The sequence below is a fragment of the Virgibacillus oceani genome, from assembly GCF_041521345.1.
GTDB classification, from domain to species: domain Bacteria; phylum Bacillota; class Bacilli; order Bacillales; family Amphibacillaceae; genus Virgibacillus_N; species Virgibacillus_N oceani_A.
In genome coordinates this window covers 120750-142412 of sequence record NZ_JBGOHB010000005.1, presented here as the reverse complement: position 1 = coordinate 142412, position 21663 = coordinate 120750, and the positions used below count along the sequence as shown (strand labels likewise).

Genomic DNA, 21663 nt, shown 5'->3' with positions numbered 1-21663 from the left:
ATAGAACTCCGTTGGTAATAGTTTATTCAACTGATAAGACAGTTACCTCTGTCTCACTGCCACTGCTCCAGTAAGTGATCAGCACCTGCTGCTATTTCCTGATAAGCTTGCTGTGAGATGCTATCTTGGTAGGAATCCAACAGTAGACTAAAATTTTCCAAATGCTGAATTACCCTATCCGCTTGTTCCTCATTTTCAAATTGCGCTACTGAAGTGAGATGCATTGTAAGGGCACGTACAGTATCACTGTCTTCAAACGCCCCCTCATCCTCATAAAGCTCAACAATTTCTATCAGTTCTAGCGCACTTCCCGGCAGTGTGCCACCTTGATCATCTGAAAACTCATGCTCTGCAAGCATGATGGCTATTTCATCTTCAATACCTTTTATGTTTGAGCTGGCACTTATAAAGTTGTTTACAAGTATGGAAAAGATCAAATCCTCGCCATCCAGTGTAGTCACATAACCTGATAAAGCAGATACAGTGTTGAGTGAACCGGTTTTTCCCGTTACATTCCCTTGCGCAGGACCTTCAGTCATTCGGTTACGCAATGTTCCGCCCACAAATCGCTCATTCTCACCGGCAATCGGCAATGAGTATTCAAACGCAGGGAACCAGCTCTCATCTTGGACATGATACAATAACTGGGCAACCTCGTTAGCCGGTATATGATTTGTATGAGACATACCAGAACCGTCACGGAAAGCTATCGTATCTGTGTTAACTCCTAATTCACTGATCGCATCTTCCATGACTGCGAGTCCTCGACTCCAGCTTCCTTCATCATGCACTACTTTACCCATTTCTTTCGTCAAAACTTCTCCATGGCCGTTATTGCTTAATTTCATATATGGGACAAGCAATTCATCAAGCGGCATGGATTCTCTAGAAGTAAGTATATTTGCATCTTCAGGTGTTTCATCCATACGAACATCGGAATTTCCGATAAATTCAATACCTTGCTCTTCCATTGATTTTCTAAAAACATCCACGGCATAGCCTGTTGGCTCCCAGACAGTAACCCAGGAACGCTGCAGCGCACCATCTTCAGGCATGGTTCCTTCGATTACAATATCATTTGAACCATGGTCACGCACGATGGAAATACTCCTTGATTCTCCAGCAGGCACCATTTCCGTATTATTGACGATATTTACATAATCAGTTTCCGGTATAACAGTAACTTCGGCCTCACTCTCATCTTCCGAAGGCGTAACTTCAACAATGACTGTTCCTGCATCATAATCTTCATTCGGAGAAAGGCTTAATGCAGAAATTTGTGATGCATAATAATAAGGCTCATCCGACCAAGTGATACCGCCGGAAAGTCGGACATCATCATACCATGTATCATCGCCAACCAGATCTCCATTGATTTTGTCAATTCCCTGATCTTTCAAATCCATGGCAAACTGATCAAAATCTTCCTTTAGTAGCGTCGGATCTCCTTTCCCTTTTAAAAACAAGTCACCATGCAATACAGGGCCACTCATATCCCCGTCTGTCAGTACTTCCGTAGAAAATGTGTAGTCTTCTCCAAGTACTTCCAGTGCTGCTGCGGCTGAAAAAAGCTTCATGTTGGAAGCCGGGTGCAAGCGGATATCACCGTCACGGGAATACAATACTTCACCTGTGTCCGCTTGCATGACACTTACACCAGCAACCGCTCCTTGTAGATGTGGATTATCCAAGATGGCCAGCATTTTCTCTTCAATTGTGGCATCTTCCAGGAATTCTTCCTCTGTGAGGTCATTGGTAGCGGTTACAGAAAAAATGTCACTTTGAGCAGCAAATGGCATTATCGCCAAGACTGCGATCAATAGAAACAAAAATAGTTTTTGCATATTTAATTTTGACACCATTTTAAATTCACATCCTTTTTAATATAGTTTGAATATTATCATAGCAGAAAATATAGTTGAAATGGGTTTTTTATTAAAAATTCGTTCAAAGTGCCTAGAATATGGCCGCAACACACGGGACAGAGCTGTGACTATGCTCCCGGTGATTTAACAAACTGGGCACGTCATAGGAAAAAAGGTTTACCTTTACTTAGGGTTAGGGGTGAAAAGAAAAAGGAACACGTTTTACTATAAAACGAGCAGGGAATAGTTATATATAGATGATAGATTTTTAATGTCATTCCAATAAAAGGAGTGAAACAATGAAACAAGTATTATTTATTCAGGCAGGAACCGGTATGGATGTGCATGGTCAGGACGTCTCAAAGGCAGCAGTGCGTGCTACAGAAAACGCCATTTGGTATAATTCCATGCCAGGTATTGATAAAATGATGCCGGATGGCAATGTTGAAAATATGAAAGTAACTGTAAGGCTTGCTGTTCCGCTCGATCGCGAAAAAGTAGATGTGGAAAAGGTCAAGAAAGCCATTCCATACGGTAACGTTACAGTGGATGTGACAGAGGGCGGCATGGCGACAAGCAGCGGAGTTATTTTGAAAGAAAAAGAAGACGGCAATGATTTGATGTATATGGTGAACGCTTCTGTGGAAGTTGGCTATTGAGCTAAGGTAGGATAAGGCTGGCATGTGTGCCCCTTATTCTACTTTTCTCTTATAACTAAAACCTGGTACGCCCTTATTAGAGCGTACCAGGTTTTTTTGCATATCTTATTTGTATTAACGCCAAAAAGTAGTGTAATCTTTCTTATCTTCTATGTTATATTCGATGATTTTCTCCAGCAGCGAAAAATTAACCGGACTATCCCACTTCATCCGAATCAGATTCTTTGTGTGATCATAGCCAGCCTTTTTTATTTCACCGGAAAAATGGTCAATCACTACAAGCTCCGGAGCAACAGCCAAATGATGTTTGGCTGCACTGAATCCGATAATATATGTGCCGTGATCGGTAAACATAGGTTGGTTCCACTTAACTACCGGTTCTAAATTTGGAAATTTCTCAGATACCCAACGTAAAACTTCTTCCGTTCTATCCCGATGCTGGGGATGATCCATATTCTCCAGAAATTCTGCAAAAACTTCCATTTTGTTCCCTCCCTTGTTTAACTATTCTGCAGCTGCGGAAACAGCTCGTAACCTCACCATTTAGCAAAATGATCTTCAATGCAGCCAAGCAGACTGTCAATGTGCAATGTGTTTTCCTCAGAAATCTTTATTTTCCCGTAATAATGACCAACCATTTGATGGTAAGCAGTGATGTTTGGCAGTGAATTGAAACCAGTTCTCTCCCCATGGCGCAGTGACATTGTATGATCTCTATTATGGTTGAAAAATATGCCAAGTTTTTTTATGGATAAAACCTAAGCTTTCCTGGATATCTTCGGGCATATTGCATTTTCTTCCCAGTGGAATAATAATCGTTTCCTCGATATAATCTTTGGTTTCATATTCAACAAAACAAACAGCAGCATAGTCAAGATGACTGTTGGTCGCCGAAAACATGGCTTCCCTGCCGAACACACACCAGTAATTCCACTTTTTCCTGCGCAGAAAATGGCCGGATAGGTTAGAGGTAATGATCGGGTTTCTTGCCCAACTAATGCTATCTTTATTCAGTGTCCCATCTCTATTGCATAAAAAGGTATGCTCCGTAATTTCCTTTTCCTGATAAACCAAATCTACAGCTCCCGTCGATGGATCTCTAACACGCATGATTCCTTTATTTATGTTAGAATGCGCCTGCTCCTCCACCACCAGTAGCACTTGGATTTGATGATGTGTTACTTGTACTGTGAACTACCGTAGTATACAGAGCCAGGTTGCTTGCACTAAATGAAGTGGCTGCGTAAACAGGATTACTGAGCAGCGGATACATTTTGTCCCAACTCGAAACTTGTTCTTCTTTTCCACACTGTTCCCCGTAACTTTCCCCTCTATCTAAAATGATCGCATATTCAAGTCGCCGTTCTATTTTATTTTGGTTGGATCCTATTGGATAGCGACCTTCTTTAAACATACGGTCGGCTGTACGAATGGCGAAATTCAGCTTTCTCATGTCTTTATTCCAATACGTTGACGGAATAATCAGTAGTGCTAAACCCGATATTCCAAAAAGAATAAGTGTCAGAATAACAGCTGGTGTCAGCGTGAAGCCAACTGCAGTCATCAAAATAGCAATAAAATAGTACGGGATAATCACCCATTTATTTCGGTTGAACACGAGGCTGATCATCGTCAATACTCCCGTAATTGCCGGCAATACCCATTGTTCCGTCTGGCTGATCGTATCGATTGTCGTAAAATAATAAAACAGCCCAAACGTAATGATAAGGGTGGGGATAGAAAAGAGCGAAAATCCTCTGAAAGTTTTCTGTAACCCTTGATAGTCCTCTCTCTCTTTCACTAATCCTGCCCACTCGGTAAAGCGCGCATCAAATTCTTCCGCTTTTTCTTTTTTTACATCCTCTGATTCATTTTCATTATCAAGGAGGGTGTCCAATAAAAAATAGTCTCCACCTTGATCTTTTTCCGTAAATAACCAGGAACGCAAATAATTGTCAGCCATATCGACTTCAGCAGCTTCCTTGACCCATGTAAAACGAAACGTGTTTTCTTCTTCATTTATGAAAGAAGGTACCTCCTGAAGTTTAATTATTCCTCGCTGTTTTAGCGAAAACAACCCAGCAATAAAGCTTTCATTTGGCAAATGAGTCGCATAACCGCTCACATACTGGACGAATAGCGGATCTGTTTCTTCCAGCAAGCGCAGCAAATGGTCCTCGCTTTTATTTCCTCGATAACGATTAGGATGCACCATAAATAAAATAATGGCAGACAGGAGAACAGCTCCAATTAAAACCCGTAGAATAGGTACTGCTTTTCCCATGTTTTCCTCCAGGTTCGCTTCTCTCTCAGCTAGTTCACGCTCTGCTGCTAGAATCTCAGCTTCCATCGCTTCCTCTTTATCCAATTCCATTCCGGTAAGCTGATCAGATGGAAATACAAATCGAATACTTGAGGTTTCCCCAGCTTCTAGTAAGGCATTGTTATAGACCAGGCTGCTGCCTGAAACAGTCAGCTCCCCGGTTTCATCTTCATGCAAAAAATAATGTGTGTTGGTCATATTACCTGAGGGCGTCGTGATCTCAATTGTTACATTATGCAAATCCGTTTCGTTGGAATCATCAAAAAATGCATACGTTATATCAGCAACATCCGCATATTTTTCCACCGAACCTTCTACATCATAGGTATATAGCACCTGCTTCGTTTCATCCGTTGACGCTGAGAAAATACTATACGTACCATCCTCTTCCTCCACTTCCAGGGCTACCAGTTCATTTGAAGAGGCTGCAGCGTTCCCCTCTGTCAGATATGCTTCAAAATGATTTACATCTGAATCTATGGAGCGAGTCATCCCTTCAAAAGATCCATGAAAGGTATATGTAAAAAGTTCACGAACCTGTATTGTCCCTTCTTCATCAATATGCGCATCAATGTTCACTTCATCAATGGAAAATGAGCGATCTTCATCCGAACAGGCTGCTAAAATGAATAAGGATAGCATGATCATTAATGCAGAAATTAATTTCTTCACCGTGTATTCCTCCTCCGATGATAGTAATACGGACAGAGGAAGGCTTTGGTTTCAAAAAGGTGCCTGGGACTGCGCTAAATGCTCGTCCCACCGAAAAGATTTGGGACTGCGCTAAATGCTCGTCCCATCGAAAAGAATTGTCACTTCCCGAATTTTGTGTTGAACACCGCCTTGGAAAAATACTTTTAACAAATCTCATTCTCATGTATACTTTTATGTGAATAAGATATATAATTAAAGAGACAAGGATGCATCAACATCCTCGTCTCAAATGATAACAGTTTTATGCCACAAGGCATGGCTGAACGAATTACTAAAAGTGATTAATCTTTCTTAGCTGTCTGCTTTCGGTCAAAAGCAAGGCAGCTTTTTTCTTTCCAATTATTCCATTGGAGAATGGAAAGACCAGCATTGTAATATCCAACGTCCAAGTAGACATCAGATACACAGTTGCCAGGAGGATGATAAGGCGAAACATTTTATCATCCATACGCTTCACCTCCTTTCTACCTGAAATAGGCGATGAAAGGAGTCCAGCCGCTATCTTGCTTTATAAAATTGTTAACCATTTGATTATATCATTCTATTAATCCAGTTTCCATTAATTTTAATGAAAATTTAAAAAATATATAAATTAAGCTTATTTACTCCAATTAGAATAAAACATAGAATTAACGAAACAAGGATACGCTAACCTCCTCGTCCCAAATAATAAAAGCTTTATGCCCCAAGATATGGCTGAACAAATAATTATGTTGTTTTTAATTTTTTTCTTAACTGCCTTCTTTCGGTCAAAAGCAAGTTAGCTTTTTCCTTACTTTTTTAAAAATAACATTTTCCACCTAAAACCACGAATTTAGACTTAGTCCAACCTAACTATAACTCATGTGAAATTATCTAAAAATGAGTACTTATCGCACTGTTGCCTCCTTCTTTAGCATGATACCATTTTAAATGAGTAGATTAATAGAATGGGGGAAGATTCATGCTAGAGAAAAACCGTAGTAGTTTTACTAGTATACTGCTGGCATTCATCATGATTTTTACCATAACGGCACCATATGCAGCCAATGCAGAAATTGATGATCAATCATCGGCCAGTGAGGGGCATCAACTGGCTGACGGTGCAACAGAGCCGATTTATTCCTATGAGGATGCGATTAAAGAAACGATCTATATTGCATCCGAAATGGACAGTGACCGGGACGGCGAAATGGATTTGATTGCCGCCGATATTATGCGGCCACAGGAAACAGAGGACGATTTGCAGGTTCCTGTCATCATGGATGCCAGTCCTTATTATGAGAGCATGGGACGCGGGAACGAGTCAGAAATAAAAGACCCTGATGGGGACGGCATTAATGAATATTTTCCGCTTTACTATGATAATTATTTTGTCCCAAGAGGGTATGCAGTCGTTCTTCCGGATATGACGGGAACAAACAACTCTGATGGCTGCCCGACGACCGGCGGCTGGGAAGAAACGGAAGGCGTGAAAGTGGTCATTGACTGGCTGAATGGAAAAGGAACAGCGTGGGATGCTGATGGAAATGAAATCCAAGCAGATTGGTCTACCGGAAAAGTAGGAATGGTCGGAAAATCCTATGACGGAACATTGCCAAATGCTGCAGCTGCTCAAGGGATCGAAGGATTGGAAACAATCGTGCCAATTGGAGCAATCAGCAACTGGTACCATTACTACCGTTATGGTGGTATTCCATTTTACTATAATGGACCATCCGGTTTAGCACAAAGAGTCACAGCGAGCAATAATGTGGAACAATGTGCACCAGTTCGTGAAGAAATGCGGATTGCAGCAGATGATGCAACCGGTAATTATAACGAATTCTGGGAAGAGCGTGATTATGTAAAGGATGCAGATCAAGTGGAGGCAAGTGTGTTTGTCATCCATGGAATTAACGACTACAACGTTAAAGCAAACCATTTTTCCGACTGGTGGCTGGAACTGGCAGAAAACGATGTACCGAGAAAGCTTTGGATTTCTCAAACCGGTCACGTCGAGCCATTTGATTTCCGCCGGGCCGAGTGGGTAGAAACGCTGCACCGCTGGTTTGATTACTGGCTGCTCGATATCGACAACGGCATTATGGACGAGCCGATAGTAGATATTGAACATGGCAAGGATGATTGGGAAACATACAGCGCTTGGCCAGATGAAAATAAAGAAGATGTGAAGGTAAGGTTAGCACCATCTGATGACTTGCCTGGTACATTAGCGACAAGCCCTGTTTTGGGAGATTTCAACCAATCATTTACCGATGACCCGAGACAAACAGATGCACAAATGGTGGAAGATGAATTTACAGATAAAGATAATCGATTGATGTTTTTATCTCAGGAATTGCAGGAAGATGTACGCTTAAGCGGCGTGCCTGAGCTGGACATTCACGCTGCGATTGATGAGGAAGATACGAATCTGACAGCTATGATTGTTGATTATGGCACAGATGAGCGGATTAACCACCGGAGCCGTGAAGAAGGCATTCGTACCCTGGACACTGAATCCTGCTGGGGTGAAGGCGACGATATAGACGATGGATGTTACAGAGATACAGAAATTGTAACCAATGTAGCCGATTATGAAATTGTCACCCACGGCTGGCTTGATGCACAGAACCGGGAATCTTTGGAATACCAAGTACCATTAGTACCTGGTGAAAAATACAGCTTTGAGTGGGAAACCCTGCCAGAAGACTATATCTTTAAAGAAGGACACCGGATTGGCATCGTCATTGCAGGAAGTGCCAACAGATGGACTGTTCCTAATCAAAACAGAGCAACGTTTGATGTATCCCTTGGGGAAAGCAATATCAGCCTGCCAATTGTGGGAGGAAAAGAAGCATTGGATGAGGCTTTAGGATACCAGGGAGGTACACTGCCGGAAAGTGCAGCAGACATGCTGGACATTGTCCACTATTATGAGGACGAAGGAGAATTTTCTAATCATGGTGCTTTCCGTTCAATGAACGCACACCTGACAGCAGTAGACAGATTTGCAAGCCAGGGAGATACGGAAAAAGCAGTAAGACATTTAACAAACTTTGCGCACCTGCTTGAAGTTCACCAGGAGAACATGTCACAGGAAGCGTATCAAGTATTAGCAGCAGACAAGGATTATTTGCTAGAATCCTGGCAGTAATAGACTTTAAGGAGTAAAACGTCTGGGAGAATAGAAGTACACCCGATTGGACGAGGGTCAGCTTCTATTCCCCGGGCGTTTTTTGTTAGGATGATTTTATGTTGCACTGCCATCTGTTCATGGGGGGAGGTTTTTTAGGTTCTGCTATTCATTTATGCTACAATATCAGTTCATTATCATAGAAAGTGAGTATTATATGGCATTTTCAACATTGTTTACTAGCTTATTTTTATTCTTTGTCCTTTTTGTCTTTAGGGATGATTTGGCATGAATGGATGAAGCCGTGTATGTTTGGCTGACTGCCCACGAATCACCAAATGATTTTCGGAATGATGGAGCGCTTTACGACAATTGGTTCTGGTGAGATGATTTTATTTCTTATCGTGGTTACCGCCTTCATTTTGGCTCTAATGCGATTATGGATGTATGCAGTATTTACAGTCAACGTTTCAATCGGCGGCATGATTATCAACCTTTTGTTAAAAATGACAGTCCAGCGTGGAAGACCTGGTGAAGCAAGTGACTTGGAAGTATTCGGGTACACAATGGACATCACTTCATACAGATTTCCAAGCGGCCATACGATGCGCATTGTGCTGTTATCTTTCATTTTGATTTTGCTATGCCATCATTTTATTAAGCGGGAAAATTTAAAAGTAATCAGTATTTGCTTGTTAGCAGCTATACCTGTTCTTGTAGCTGCAAGCAGAATTATGACTGGTGCCCATTTCTTTACGGATATTTTGGCGGGCGTATTTATTTCAGTCGTATGGTTTCAGCTTTGCTTATATGTATCTAATGTGTTCTGGTCTCTTCCTTTAAATGCATTTATACCCCTCCATCCCTATTTGCAATTTGGAATTCAATATTTTTCCACATCCATTCCATCACACCCAGCCCAATGATATTTAATATTATTCAGATACGGATTACTAAAACTTCACCTGCTAATCAATATAAACAACTGGGAAATCATCATTGCATTTGATATAATCATATAAAATATTAGAAAGGAAGTGGGATAGATTTATAAAACACGCCAAAAATCTGATGAATTGCGAATGCTAGAATCTCTAAGCACTCGAATGATCTTGCCTGAGAAAGATATGCAACGTTTTTTGAATCTGAAAAGAGGATATGAAGGAGAGGTACTATTTGATTCATGGACAGAAAAACTTCAGTCTGACTGTTACATACTAAACGACCTCCTCTTTAAAGCAAACAATACGTATTTCCAAATTGATTCACTGATCATCACCGCCGTTAAAATTTATGTTTATGAAGTGAAAAATTTTGAAGGAGATTACTACTTTGAAGGGGATAGTTTTTATAAGATGCCTCAATACGAACTCACCAATCCGCTGCATCAATTAGGGAGAAGCAGATCCCTGCTTAAACAGTTATTCCTCAAACATAATATCCATCTTCCAATCGAAGCTTCTGTGATCTTTGTTAACCCGGCATTTTCGCTGTATCAAGCTCCACTCCATCAGCCAATTATTTTACCGACCCAAGTTAAAAAGCACATGCGCAAATTAAATGCATTGCCTGGCAAACTACATGAAAAACATAAGCAGATGGCAAATAAATTGATCTCTTTTCATCATGAAAAATATCCTAATAAGGAGCTGCCTTTATACAGTTATGAAGATTTGCAAAAAGGCGTTCCCTGCTTGGAGTGCGATTCTATCTTAACAAAAGCAGAAGGAAATAAGTTACTTTGTAAAAGCTGTGACCACAAAGAAAATTTAGCTGCAGCTGTCCTGCGGGCCGTGGAAGCGTTTAAGCTGTTATTTCCAGAAAAACGTATCACTACATCTGGGATACGGAAATGGTGCCATATCGGTGTTTCCCATAAACGTATTAAATTCATATTGGAAAAAAATTATAAAAAAGTCGGGGAGAAGCGCTGGACTCACTATGAATAGCTTATAAGAGGGAAAGTAAGCTTAAATTTTGCCGTATAAATAAACACTTCAAAGTCCGAACCTATTGATAATTTCTATTCGACTTACGTTGCTGCTTCCGAAATCTTGAATGGCAGTTAGACATACTCTATCTCACTTACACGGCTAAACTCGGTCTTTCAAACGACAGATAGATATACTCTATCTCACTTACACGGCTAGCTCGGTCTCTCAAACGGCAGATAGATATGCTCTATCTACCTTACACGGCTAGCTCGGTCTCTCAAACGACAGATAGATATGCTTTATCTACCTTACATGACTAGCTCGGTCTTTCAAACGACAGATAGATATGCTCTATCTCACTTACACGGCTAGCTCGGTCTCTCAAACGACAGTTAGATATACTCTATCTCACTTACACGACTAATTCTTTCTTTCAAACGACAGATAGATATACTCTATCTCACTTACACGGCTAGCTCGGTCTTTCAAACGGCAGATAGATATGCTCTATCTACCTTACACGGCTAGCTCGGTCTCTCAAACGGCAGATAGATATGCTCTATCTACCTTACATGACTAGCTCGGTCTTTCAAACGACAGATAGATATGCTCTATCTCACTTACACGGCTAGGTCAGTCTCCCAAACGGCAGATAGAAGGCCTCTATCTACCTTACACGGCTAGCTCGGTCTCTCAAACGGCAGATAAATATGCTCTATCTACCTAACACGGCTAGCTCGGTCTCTCAAACGGCAGATAGATATGCTCTATCTCACTTACACGGCTAGGTCGGTCTCTCAAACAGCAGTTAAAAATGTTCTATGCAACATACGCTGCTACTCCGTACTCATACAGGACAATTACACCAACTCTATCAACTGTTTCTTACCAATCTACTAAAACAAAAGCATGCCGGACTCTTCCCAACCCGGCATGCTTCCTTTTAATTTCCTTCCGCCTCACTCAAGTCCTCATCATCTTCCGCTTCTTCTTCCTCTTCCTCCACAAACAAATCCTTAAAATCCTCTTCTTCAATTACAGGGTCGGCATCCTGAATAAGCTGTTCAATCTTTGCCTGGGCAGCTTCAATATCCATTTCCTGATTAATCCGATCTCTTCTTAGATCATCCTTTACTTCTTCAAAATCCCCGATACTTTCCTCTTTCTCCCGCTTATCATTCACTTTTATAATATGATAACCATACGAGGTTTCCACTGGATCACTTATGTCTCCCGCTTCCATGGCAAACGCGGCATCTTCAAACTCGGCTACCATGGAACCGGCAGAAAAGTAACCAAGCCATCCGCCATCATCGGCATTGGATAGATCTGTCGAGTAGTCTCTTGCCAATTCATCAAAATCCTCGCCGTCATCGATTTTCTCTTTCACTTCCCACGCCGTTTGCTCCTCTTCTACTAAAATATGCTGGGCATCAATCTCATAAACTTGCCGCTCATATGCTTCTTTAAGCTGCTCATCTGTGATATCAATATCTTCAGAAGCAACTGCTTCCTGCAACAAACTCAGTTGAATCATTTGTCTCATAGCATCTTCATCCTTAATTCCCTGATGCTCCAAAAACATATCAAACTCGTCACCCAGCTGCTCTTTTGCCGTATCCACTTCCTGATCTATTTCTTCCTCATCTACCGTATAATTTTCACTCAAGACATCAAATGTAATCATTTCTTCCAGCACAATATCTCCATAACGATCTTTTAATTCCTGGTAAAATTCATCCTTTGTTATTGTGCCGGCGCTAGTTTCAGCAATTACTTCCGATTCAGCCTGTGATTCATTACATGCTCCGAGGAACAATAAAGTAGATGAAAATACAAGTGCCATTGTCCTATGCTTCATGAGAAACACTCCTTTTTTTGAAATGAATGATAACTTGAGGTTACTATGTAAATTTTATATAGATTGCTATGTTAGCTCCTGCAGTATGCAGTATTATCCGCATACTGCAGGAGCATGATTAAATAACTTTACTCTTCCGTAGCTAAATCAGTTACCGCTGTTTGAACAATATCGCCAACCATTTGAATTTTTTCCGGGCTCACTTTATCAATCGTATCCTCTGGTGTATGGTACCACGGCTCAAGTGAGTGTGTACCCGGCTCTCTCCAAATAAAGTTAGCTGCATCTATGCCTTCATTGTAAAATGGCACATGGTCCGAAGCTCCGCGCTGGAAAAGGAATAGGACATCCAAATCTACCTTCTCCTGGGCTGCTTCAGCATATTGCCACACGGTATTTGGTGCACCGTCAACAACATTTACATACAGTGTTGTCGCCGGCTCCCAGTTTGTACCAATCATATCCATATTAAAATTGGCGGCACTCAGGTCAACCTCATCATCAGATAGCTGATCCACATAGTGGTAGGCTCCTACAAGGCCTATTTCCTCTGCACCAAATGCAACAAAACGGATTTCCTTATTTGTGTCAAGGTCCTTTAAAACCCTGGCCATTTCCAAAAGACCGGATGTACCTGATCCATTATCATTCGCACCAGGTGAACCTGGTACACTATCATAATGTGCTGTCACATGAATGATTTCCGGATTTTCCACATCCTCAGGAGTCAAAGTAGCAATCACGTTTTGTGAAATGGCGCCGCCTCTGATTTCAAACTCCTGCTGCGAAGCTTCGTAACCTAGACTTTCCAGTTCATCCTGGATGTAGTCAGCAGCAATTTGTTCCTCATCAGTCCCTGCTACACGCTCGCCAAGTTCCACACTTAAATATTGAAGGTGATCCATGGCATTACCAGCATTAAAAGAACCTTCCCATTCTTCAATCAAAAAGTCAGTGTAAGTCTGCAAAGCCTCTTCTGCAGCGGCAGTGATCTGACCATTGTCCAGCTGATGTGTCAGCAACAGCTTAAAGCTTTCCATATGACGGATCACTTTATCAATTTCCTGCTGATCTTCATATTGCTCAACCGCTGTCAGGTGCGTAGTTAATGCACGTACAACCGTATCACTTTCAAATGCACCCTGTTCATCCAAAAGTTCTACAAACGCCTTCATGCCTGATGCGCTAATGTCATTAAAGACAGCATCTTCTATTGTCGTCGTTTGCTCCGGATCTGTTTCTGACGTGGCCGTAAATGTCAGACTTACAGGTGCAGACGCTTCTTCTGGGATCTCCACATATACAGGTACTTCCACTGTTTCACCTGCTGGGACTTCAATGACATTATGCTCAATCATCGTCTCCCAGTCGGATTCCACCTGAATTCGAACCAAGTCTGTTTCTTCCCCGGTGTTTGTCACAGCATAATTATGCACACTGACACGACCCGGTTCTGCTCTTTCAACTTCACCACTTTCAGCTTCAAGGCCACGTTCAAAGACCCCATCTTCATCTAAATGGCGTACTGCTGTCCGATACTTAAGCACTCCATCATCATCTCTGTATTTATCTAAAATATAGAAGTGAAGACGATTGTATGGATCGTTGTATTCACTGACCACATTGTCCCCGCTAACACTATCAAAATCCCCGCTTACCAAAGTATCTCCTTTTCCTGCATTGAATAAAGCATCGGCAAGTTGTCGAGGGTCACCCTTAGTAACCATAGCTTCTGTACCATCAGGTCTTGTAAAATCCACCACATTAATATCTTCCGGGTGTGAATCAACTACCCAAATGAATGGTGCCCTTTCCGCATCTTTTGTTTTGGCAATCAGTACACCGGATTCGGTCGCGAAGGAATCAGCACCTATGCGATCTATCACCTCAATGGTGTAATTATCGTACCCACCGCTCAACATATCGTTACGCCAGTCACCCTCAAGGTAATCCTCAGGTGTTAAGTCGTCCATGCTGATGTTGATACCATGGAGTCCCGTTCGACCGAATTCACTACCAATCGGGGCTTGGCGCGCAATAATATCCGCAAACACCGGACCAGTATCTTTTAACTCATCACGGTCCAACTGTAGGACTTCATCATCGTCTAGAAACTCTTGTTTCATCTTATTTCGAAGCATATGAGGTGCCGGTAAAGAAGAACCCATGGTAGCCGGAATCATCATACGAGAGTGCGTTCCACCGGGACCATTGAATGACCCACGACTCATCGTTTCCCAATAACCTGAATAAGTTCGGGGGTCGAGAGCCGCGTTATTATAGTTATCTCCAAGTCCGCGAAGATGGCCAAATTCATGAGCAAATGTAGCCATACCATCACTTTCTCCTTGAATAGAAACACGAATTCTTTCACCATTGATTTCTGCACTGGATGCAGCAGACCAAATACTCTTAGCTGCAAGCCAGGAAGTCCATGGTACATAACGAGTTGAAGCCCAGTTTGGCATGTCTTCAAATCCAGGCAAATCCGGTGGTCCAAACTCATCAGTTATATCCTCTGGATTTTGAAACATCATTTCACCAAGTTCTTGCCATACGGTTGATTCGTCATAGCCAGAATGAACGATGAAAGCAAAGTCATAATCTACTCCAGATGCGATTATATCTTCCTCTGCTATTGCTATGCCATCGCGAAATAGGTTTCCACTTTCATATTGCTCAGGCAGGAAACCAGGATTCATACGCTCTTCAAGCCCGTACTGAAATTCGTATTTATCCAAGCGATAGACACCGTAAGAATCAAGTGTTACGCCCCATTTACCGTAAGAATTCTCTTTCCAAAAGCTATCGATTGTTTGATAGTTGTTTAGTTCACTTGGAACATTCAGGTAGTCATTCCACCACTCCCCAAGATCTTCGCGAGGAATTGGATCGATTTGTGGATTACCCGCTGGATCAGAACCTTTAGGTTCGGTCAAGATAAAATCCTGATCAGGAAAATCAACAATTATTAAGGCTCCTTTAAGTTCTTCTTCCGGTTCAATATCCGTAGTCGCCCAGTCAATCCCAGGAATTGGTTCATAGTCATCCCAGGTCATATCTTCTGGCAGCACCCATGATTTAGGATCTACCGGTTCGGGAAAATTAGGCAAACCCGTAGCATTTGCCGAAACTGCCGTCGAAAATATCATGAAAAATAAGGCGGTAAATAGAGAAACCCTTATGAATTTTTTCAATATGTGAACCTCCCCTATACTAATTATTTATGCTATTATGTGTGTGTACTTTTTCTAAGAGATTAAATGGAATCAGACGGATCACGACCGCCTGATTCCTAATGCCTCTTCCCTTACAGATCTTCACCATCTGTTTGTGTTGCAGTAAACGTCCACTCTAGATTGAGCGCATCTCCTTGGAATTCATTTTGATCCTCACCGTTATCCACAAAGTTAAACTTAACAACTAAATCATCATAATCCCCAGTCGGCAAACCTTCACCAAGGATTGGATTTAGCGCATGCTCACCAACTGCTTCCGGTGTCATTTCCCTTAGTTCAGCAAGGGTAGTGCTGAAGATGACTTCATCCAGCTTGTCCACGTTATATAAAAACTCCACTTCGATATGCTCGCCGAAATCTTCGGTATTGTTCCCTTCTGCATCATCCACGGTATATTCGGTGTCCAAAAATACCCGATCAATATCCAGGGACCCGTTATTTTGAAGTTCAAATGTACGAACCATAGAATCTCCCGGTTTCATATTGTCCACATCAATGATTGTTGTCGGCTCTGCTGACAAGTCCAATGTACCCGCAGCAAACGTATTTTCCGTTGTTTCCGTATCACTGAAGTAAGCGAATGTTCCTCCGCCAATAAGTGAAATACCTAAAGCTGCCGACATAATCCCCATGCCCAATTGTTTTTTTATATTCATGATTAATTCCTCCCTGAAATTTTTATATTAGGATGCTTCTTCCAAAATTGAATTTGTGCTTACTGGCTCACTCAACAGCTCAGACACTGCAGAATAAATTAGGTCTCCTACAAGTTGAATTTTCTCGGGACTAACTTTATCAATCGTGTCTTGAGGTGTATGATACCAAGGCTCTAAACCGGCTGTACCCGGCTCCATCCAGATAAATAATGCAGCATCAATGCCTGCATTATGGAATGGCACATGATCTGATCTGCCAAAAGCATTAAGGAATATTTTATCTTCTTCAAGGCCAATTCTTTCCGCTGCGGCTTCAGAAGTCTGCCATATCAGATTTTCAGGATCGCCATCTACCGGATTTATATAAAGCTGAGATGCCGGCTCCCATGCCGTCCCTACCATATCCAGGTTATAGTAACCTGCACTTCTATCAACCTCGTCATCTGACAGCTGGCTGACATAGTAATTGGCTCCTACTAGTCCAATTTCTTCTGCACCAAATGCCAGAAAGCGGATTTCTTTATCGGTTTCAAAATCCTGGAAAACTCTTGCCAATTCAAGCACTGTAGATGTTCCTGAGGCATTATCATTTGCTCCCGGTGAACCTGGAACACTATCATAATGTCCACCAACATAGACAATCTCAGGATCTTCTACATCCTCTGGTGACATTGTCGCAACTACGTTTTGCGAAACTCCATCACCACGGATATCAAATTCCTGCATGGAAACATCATAGCCAAAACTTGCAAGTTCATTGCTGATATAATCTGCTGCTTCTCTTTCTGAATCAGCACCAGCTACACGCGGACCAATTTCTTCACTTAAATAGCTAATATGCTGCATTGCTCTATTAGAATCAAAGCTTCCTTCCCACTTTTCAATAATGAACGCTGTATAAGCAGTGAGATTTTCATAAGCATACGCAGACATCATTTCATTATCAAACTGGTGCTCAAGCAGCAGTTCAAAGCTTTCCATATGTCTGATTACCTTATCAATTTCTCCCTGTTGCTCAAATTGATCAACAGCAGTTAAGTGCATGAGCAGTGGTCGGGAATCATTCAGCTCTTCATCCGCTGCCAAATTCTCCACCAAGTTCATCATATTTGCTGCCGTTCCTACGTCTTCGGAATCATACAGGGCGATCCCTTCGATTTGGGTGTTCGTAGCACGTGCATCAAATAAATATGGCACCACCGTCATCAGCTGCTGATCCATACCAACAAAGATGCCCTGATTTGCTACGTTTTCCGTTTCTAATGAAAACAGATCAAGATGGGTTTCCATTTCACTTGCCTGGTCATTTGTCAGTAAATAACCGCTTGGTTTATTCTCAAGTACATTGGTTGGATCCCAGTTATCCGCACCATCAAGGTAGAATGGCTCTGACTCATCAGCGCCTCTTTCTGCCTGACGATCAGGTGCATTTTCAACTGCATCCACCACATCATCAAAACGCTCGCGGTAAAAGTCAATAACAGCTTCTACTGTTGCAATTTGTGCATCAACGCGATATGTCGGGTCCTGTTGTCCAGCAGTTTCTGTTAAAAGACCGATGCCGTTACGGAGTCCAAGCATATTGCGAAGAATAGTTTCTTGCCCACCGCCTGCACCGCCAGGGCTTCCATAAAGACCTGTACTAAATCCGGCATCTTCTACATCAGGGAACAGATACTCTTCTACCATTTCCTGACTTAAATCCTGCACATTTTCATCCACATTTAGGTTGCGCGGCCACAGCATTTCCATATCAGGATTACCTGTAGCATTTGGACGCTCATGTCCATCAATGGCAATGTCCGGGTTAAAATAATCCAAAACGGATGCAATATACTGTGATTCCAAAGTAATTAAGCTTAAATGCTGGCGATTGATGTCAATATTATCTGCGTTTCTGCGTGTATTGATTTCTCTACCATCCGGATTTGCAGTAGGGATAAATAAGAAAGTTGATTCACTCATTTGATCCAACAGCTCCGGATCCTCGGTAAAGGCTAAGTTACGCAATGTCTGCAGAGCCATTTCCCTTGGCGCATTTTCATTTCCATGCTGTGTACCAATGGTGAGCATGTTTCTTCCTTCTGCAATCTCTTCATCTGATGGTGGCTCTGGATATCCCACTCGCACTAAATGCAATGGTCTATCTTCTACCGTTCTGCCAATTTCCGTGTAAGTAACACGATCAGACGACGCTGCTACTTCTTCCAGGAATGCCTGCTCTTCTTCATATGTCGTCCAGCCATCTCCATCCCGATCTTCAAAGCCGGTTGAAGGCGCCTCTTCCGGATCTGCCACCAAAGCCTGGCCTGCAACGGGACTTATTGTCGCAACCAGCAATAAAATCATGAAGATCGTAATCACTTTTGGCCACATTTGCTTTTTCATAATATCCTCCTTCAATAAATAATGTGTTAGTTTCATAGATTAAGATGTTATTAAAGAAAAGTTCTATTGGTGTCAATTTTTTAGACGATTTGCTTTCTTTCACCTCCCCCAAATGCAGCTGCATATAAATAAAGACACCTATCACCCCCTTAAAGCATCTTTTGCTGCAAGTTCATAGCTGACTGAATTTGAGTGTTTGTTTGTTCAAATGTGCTCATAGATATTTATTTCTTTCCTCTATCGCCATCTATCAGAATGGGAAGACTACTTCTTCTTAATTTCATCCAAGTGTAATCCTTATTGTGGATCCATGAGTGTTTTAAAGATTACTTTGCCATTTCCAGATCAATTCATCCGCTAGACTCATGAGCTTGTTATACGCTTTATCTGAGATCCACTCATTATCCAGTTGATGGTCGAGTAGATCTTTAAAGCTTTCCATGTGCTTGATGACTTTTTCCGCTTCATCTTGGACTTCGTAATGACTCACAGCCGTCAAATGAAGGGTCAAAACTCGAGCATATTCTTCATCAGCGAATGCACCTTCTTCCTTAAAATGTTCAACAATTACTTTGATTTCAGCTGCACTAATCGGAATTATTCTTTCCAACTCATGACGCGCCTCGTTCAAGAAATTTAGTGCAGCATCGACTTCTGCTTGGGTTGCCTCAGAATAATTGAGCAAATCGTTGGCTTGATTCAACGCATCCTGGAATTCTTGCCAGCTTTCTTCTGTGTAATCTTTTTCATTCAGATTTTCATCATTGATTTCATCCACACGATTTTGCAATTTTGTTTTATCAACTTCAGGATCCGGTTCGAACAAGTCATCTGGTGCCCGCGGTGCATCTTCACCCCCGGTACCAACACCGAAGAATGCCCATTCGTTGATCGTACCTCCGCTGAAGTGTACCATCCCGACACGACCATGATTGTAAGAATTGTCAGTAGCCGTGACTTGGAACGCTTCGGGTTCTTCCTCATCGTAAGGCCAAACCTTCGCGCGCATCACATTGCCTTCACGCTGTAACACGACTTGATACCACGTATCTTCCATCGCTGTGAATGGCACTGATTGGCTACTATGTTGTGTAAAGTTGCCTTCCTGCCAACTATTGATTCGAACACTATCGGAAGTACGTAAATCCACATAGTAACCATTCTCGCTACCCTCTTCACCCGTAAAGTGAAATCCGATCTGAAACAATGTACTTGGGTGATAGTTTGCCCGTACCACACCAGATACTTCGACATCACCGTGAACTTCGTCAACATTGTCCCATGTCAAACCCTTGCTACCGCCATCACTTCCTAGCACAACATGTTCTACACGACGGGGATCATCCAATACTGTCCAACGACTCTCCCGCCACATAGATGACCACTGAACCGGCGGCCCGCCAAACTCATCTTCAGTAAAATCGGTCGCATACTGTGCAGGATCAGTTTGTTCCGGTGGCTCTGGTGGCTCTACCGAACCCGGATCCGAACAGTCATATAACGCCAGGCCATTCACCTCGTTGTGTGAAGCCCGTTCATCAAGCAAATAAGGTACGACTGTCATCATTGGTTGTCCCATTGTGATAAATACACCGTCTTCACTCACCTGTTCGATCTCCAAAGAAAACAAGTCAATGTGTTGGCCCAGTTGCTCAGCCTGTGATGTATGGAGAAGATATCCGCATGGAGGCGGGTCCAATATATCCGATTCATCTGGTTCTCTCCTATCGGCACCATCCAAATAGAACGGTTCGGATTGGGTCTCACCCTCATCTTTCTTGCGGTCCGGGGCTTCTGTCACTACCTCCCCTATATCATCAAAACGTTCGTGATAAAAACGCAATGTCGATTTAACTGTTTCCATTTGCGCCGCTACACGATATTCCGGCTCTGCAGCCCCGCCTGATTCAGTCAACAGACCAATACCATGGCGCAAGCCGGTCATCTGAGACAAAACAGTTTCAAGACCGAGTGTGGAATGAGTATGGCCTCCGTATAGTCCTGTAGTAAACCCCGCTTCTTCAACGTCCGGGCGCAAGTAATTCTGTACCATTTCCTCGCTCAATTCTCGTAGTTCTGTATCCGTGTTAAGGCTGCGTGGCCACTGCATCTCCATATCTGGATTGAGCCCGCTCGGCCTTTCATGCCCATCCACGGTAATATCCGGTTTGTATTGCTCCATAACTCCCGCTATCGCTTGTATCTCGGGCGTAACTAAATTCAAATGATCACGATTAATGTCTACACCTTCAGCATTTCTACGCTGATCCATTTCTATTCCATCCGGGTTCGCTGTTGGGATAAACATGATAGTTGCCTGACTCAATAGATCCACCTGTTCTGGATCATCCGTAAATGCCAAATCCCTTAGCATTTTCAATGCCATTTCCCGGGGCGCTTGCTCGTTACCGTGCTGCGATCCAATCACCAACATATTTCTTCCCTCAGAAATTTCCTTATTTGAAAACGGTTCCGGATAACCTACTTTTACTAAATACAATGGTCTATCCACTACGCTTTTTCCAATTTCAGTATAAGTAACTCTATCTGACAACTTTGCAACTTCCTCTAAAAATGCCATCTCTTCCTCATGACTAGTCCAGCTTTCTCCATTTCGATCCTCAAAACCTGTTGTCGGCACCTCTACCGATTCATCCGCTAAAGCCTGTCCGGTAAAAGAACTCATTGTTGCAACCAGCAGTAAGATCATGAAAATCGTGATCACTTTTTGCAACATTTGCTTTCCCATATTATCCTCCTTCTAAATAGCTTCCTAGATTAAGAAGTGATAAAAGGGCTCTATGAATCCATCTGCAGATTTTCTAAGTTAACTGGTTAGCTAACCTCCAAACGAACCGCCAAAAATACCACCCATCAGCTTCTTAAACCATTTGTGTGCCGGTCTAGCTGCCTATATTGTATTATGA

15 protein-coding genes are annotated in these 21663 nt (G+C 42.3%); 4 read left to right on the top strand and 11 right to left on the bottom strand.

Features of this window, described 5'->3' with window-relative positions; all coding sequences use genetic code 11:
- Window positions 1-53 precede the first annotated feature (53 nt).
- Complete coding sequence (gene dacB / locus ACDX78_RS05800; RefSeq protein WP_486026095.1) at window positions 54-1862, bottom strand: D-alanyl-D-alanine carboxypeptidase/D-alanyl-D-alanine endopeptidase; 1809 nt, start codon at window positions 1860-1862, stop codon at window positions 54-56.
- A 302-nt stretch (window positions 1863-2164) separates the two neighbouring features.
- On the opposite strand from dacB, the gene ACDX78_RS05795 reads away from it, so the two are divergent.
- Window positions 2165-2524, top strand: coding sequence for a Lin0512 family protein (locus ACDX78_RS05795; RefSeq protein ID WP_486026093.1), 360 nt, complete (start codon window positions 2165-2167; stop codon window positions 2522-2524).
- Between the two features lie 114 nt (window positions 2525-2638).
- On the opposite strand, the gene ACDX78_RS05790 is transcribed toward ACDX78_RS05795, so the two are convergent.
- The 5 genes from ACDX78_RS05790 to ACDX78_RS05770 all read right to left on the bottom strand — a co-directional run bounded on the left by ACDX78_RS05790 (window position 2639) and on the right by ACDX78_RS05770 (window position 6009).
- Window positions 2639-3007 (bottom strand): iron chaperone, encoded by a 369-nt coding sequence (locus ACDX78_RS05790; protein WP_486026091.1) that lies wholly within the window; start codon window positions 3005-3007, stop codon window positions 2639-2641.
- Window positions 3008-3060: 53 nt separating this feature from the next.
- Window positions 3061-3228, bottom strand: coding sequence for a DUF2804 family protein (locus ACDX78_RS05785; RefSeq protein WP_486026090.1), 168 nt, complete (start codon window positions 3226-3228; stop codon window positions 3061-3063).
- A gap of 13 nt (window positions 3229-3241) precedes the next feature.
- Window positions 3242-3634: a DUF2804 family protein gene (locus tag ACDX78_RS05780; RefSeq protein ID WP_486026088.1), complete on the bottom strand. Its 393-nt coding sequence runs from the start codon at window positions 3632-3634 to the stop codon at window positions 3242-3244.
- Window positions 3635-3650: 16 nt separating this feature from the next.
- Entirely contained in the window at window positions 3651-5519 is a 1869-nt protein-coding gene (locus ACDX78_RS05775; RefSeq protein ID WP_486026087.1) for a DUF2207 domain-containing protein, read from the bottom strand.
- 313 nt (window positions 5520-5832) lie between these two features.
- Window positions 5833-6009: a hypothetical protein gene (locus tag ACDX78_RS05770; RefSeq protein WP_486026086.1), complete on the bottom strand. Its 177-nt coding sequence runs from the start codon at window positions 6007-6009 to the stop codon at window positions 5833-5835.
- A gap of 495 nt (window positions 6010-6504) precedes the next feature.
- On the opposite strand from ACDX78_RS05770, the gene ACDX78_RS05765 reads away from it, so the two are divergent.
- The 3 genes from ACDX78_RS05765 to ACDX78_RS05755 all read left to right on the top strand — a co-directional run bounded on the left by ACDX78_RS05765 (window position 6505) and on the right by ACDX78_RS05755 (window position 10607).
- Window positions 6505-8679 carry a Xaa-Pro dipeptidyl-peptidase gene (locus ACDX78_RS05765; RefSeq protein ID WP_486026085.1) on the top strand — a complete coding sequence of 725 codons (2175 nt, stop codon included), beginning with the start codon at window positions 6505-6507 and terminating at the stop codon, window positions 8677-8679.
- A 329-nt stretch (window positions 8680-9008) separates the two neighbouring features.
- Complete coding sequence (locus ACDX78_RS05760; RefSeq protein ID WP_486026083.1) at window positions 9009-9584, top strand: phosphatase PAP2 family protein; 576 nt, start codon at window positions 9009-9011, stop codon at window positions 9582-9584.
- Between the two features lie 201 nt (window positions 9585-9785).
- A complete protein-coding gene (locus ACDX78_RS05755) occupies window positions 9786-10607 on the top strand; it encodes a nuclease-related domain-containing protein (protein WP_486026081.1) in 822 nt (273 codons plus the stop codon).
- Window positions 10608-11535: 928 nt separating this feature from the next.
- Here the strand turns inward: ACDX78_RS05755 and ACDX78_RS05750 are convergent.
- From ACDX78_RS05750 to ACDX78_RS05730, 5 genes are all read right to left on the bottom strand, one after another.
- The gene (locus ACDX78_RS05750; protein WP_486026079.1) at window positions 11536-12453 is read right to left on the bottom strand and encodes a peptidylprolyl isomerase; all 918 of its coding nucleotides are present in this window, start codon (window positions 12451-12453) and stop codon (window positions 11536-11538) included.
- Window positions 12454-12581: 128 nt separating this feature from the next.
- Window positions 12582-15650, bottom strand: coding sequence for a M28 family peptidase (locus tag ACDX78_RS05745; protein WP_486026078.1), 3069 nt, complete (start codon window positions 15648-15650; stop codon window positions 12582-12584).
- A 113-nt stretch (window positions 15651-15763) separates the two neighbouring features.
- Entirely contained in the window at window positions 15764-16348 is a 585-nt protein-coding gene (locus ACDX78_RS05740) for a TasA family protein (RefSeq protein ID WP_486026077.1), read from the bottom strand.
- A 27-nt stretch (window positions 16349-16375) separates the two neighbouring features.
- A complete protein-coding gene (locus ACDX78_RS05735) occupies window positions 16376-18736 on the bottom strand; it encodes a M28 family peptidase (protein WP_486026076.1) in 2361 nt (786 codons plus the stop codon).
- Window positions 18737-19055: 319 nt separating this feature from the next.
- The gene (locus ACDX78_RS05730; RefSeq protein WP_486026074.1) at window positions 19056-21485 is read right to left on the bottom strand and encodes a M14 family zinc carboxypeptidase; all 2430 of its coding nucleotides are present in this window, start codon (window positions 21483-21485) and stop codon (window positions 19056-19058) included.
- Between the last annotated feature and the right edge of the window lie 178 nt (window positions 21486-21663).

Bases quoted from the DNA above. Each gene is read 5' to 3' on its own strand.
- dacB (WP_486026095.1), bottom strand. From the start codon at position 1,862: ATGGTGTCAAAATTAAATATGCAAAAACTATTTTTGTTTCTATTGATC.
- ACDX78_RS05795 (WP_486026093.1), top strand. From the start codon at position 2,165: ATGAAACAAGTATTATTTATTCAGGCAGGAACCGGTATGGATGTGCAT.
- ACDX78_RS05790 (WP_486026091.1), bottom strand. From the start codon at position 3,007: ATGGAAGTTTTTGCAGAATTTCTGGAGAATATGGATCATCCCCAGCAT.
- ACDX78_RS05785 (WP_486026090.1), bottom strand. From the start codon at position 3,228: ATGTCACTGCGCCATGGGGAGAGAACTGGTTTCAATTCACTGCCAAAC.
- ACDX78_RS05780 (WP_486026088.1), bottom strand. From the start codon at position 3,634: ATGCGTGTTAGAGATCCATCGACGGGAGCTGTAGATTTGGTTTATCAG.
- ACDX78_RS05770 (WP_486026086.1), bottom strand. From the start codon at position 6,009: ATGGATGATAAAATGTTTCGCCTTATCATCCTCCTGGCAACTGTGTAT.
- ACDX78_RS05765 (WP_486026085.1), top strand. From the start codon at position 6,505: ATGCTAGAGAAAAACCGTAGTAGTTTTACTAGTATACTGCTGGCATTC.
- ACDX78_RS05760 (WP_486026083.1), top strand. From the start codon at position 9,009: ATGATGGAGCGCTTTACGACAATTGGTTCTGGTGAGATGATTTTATTT.
- ACDX78_RS05755 (WP_486026081.1), top strand. From the start codon at position 9,786: ATGCAACGTTTTTTGAATCTGAAAAGAGGATATGAAGGAGAGGTACTA.
- ACDX78_RS05750 (WP_486026079.1), bottom strand. From the start codon at position 12,453: ATGAAGCATAGGACAATGGCACTTGTATTTTCATCTACTTTATTGTTC.
- ACDX78_RS05740 (WP_486026077.1), bottom strand. From the start codon at position 16,348: ATGAATATAAAAAAACAATTGGGCATGGGGATTATGTCGGCAGCTTTA.
- ACDX78_RS05735 (WP_486026076.1), bottom strand. From the start codon at position 18,736: ATGAAAAAGCAAATGTGGCCAAAAGTGATTACGATCTTCATGATTTTA.
- ACDX78_RS05730 (WP_486026074.1), bottom strand. From the start codon at position 21,485: ATGGGAAAGCAAATGTTGCAAAAAGTGATCACGATTTTCATGATCTTA.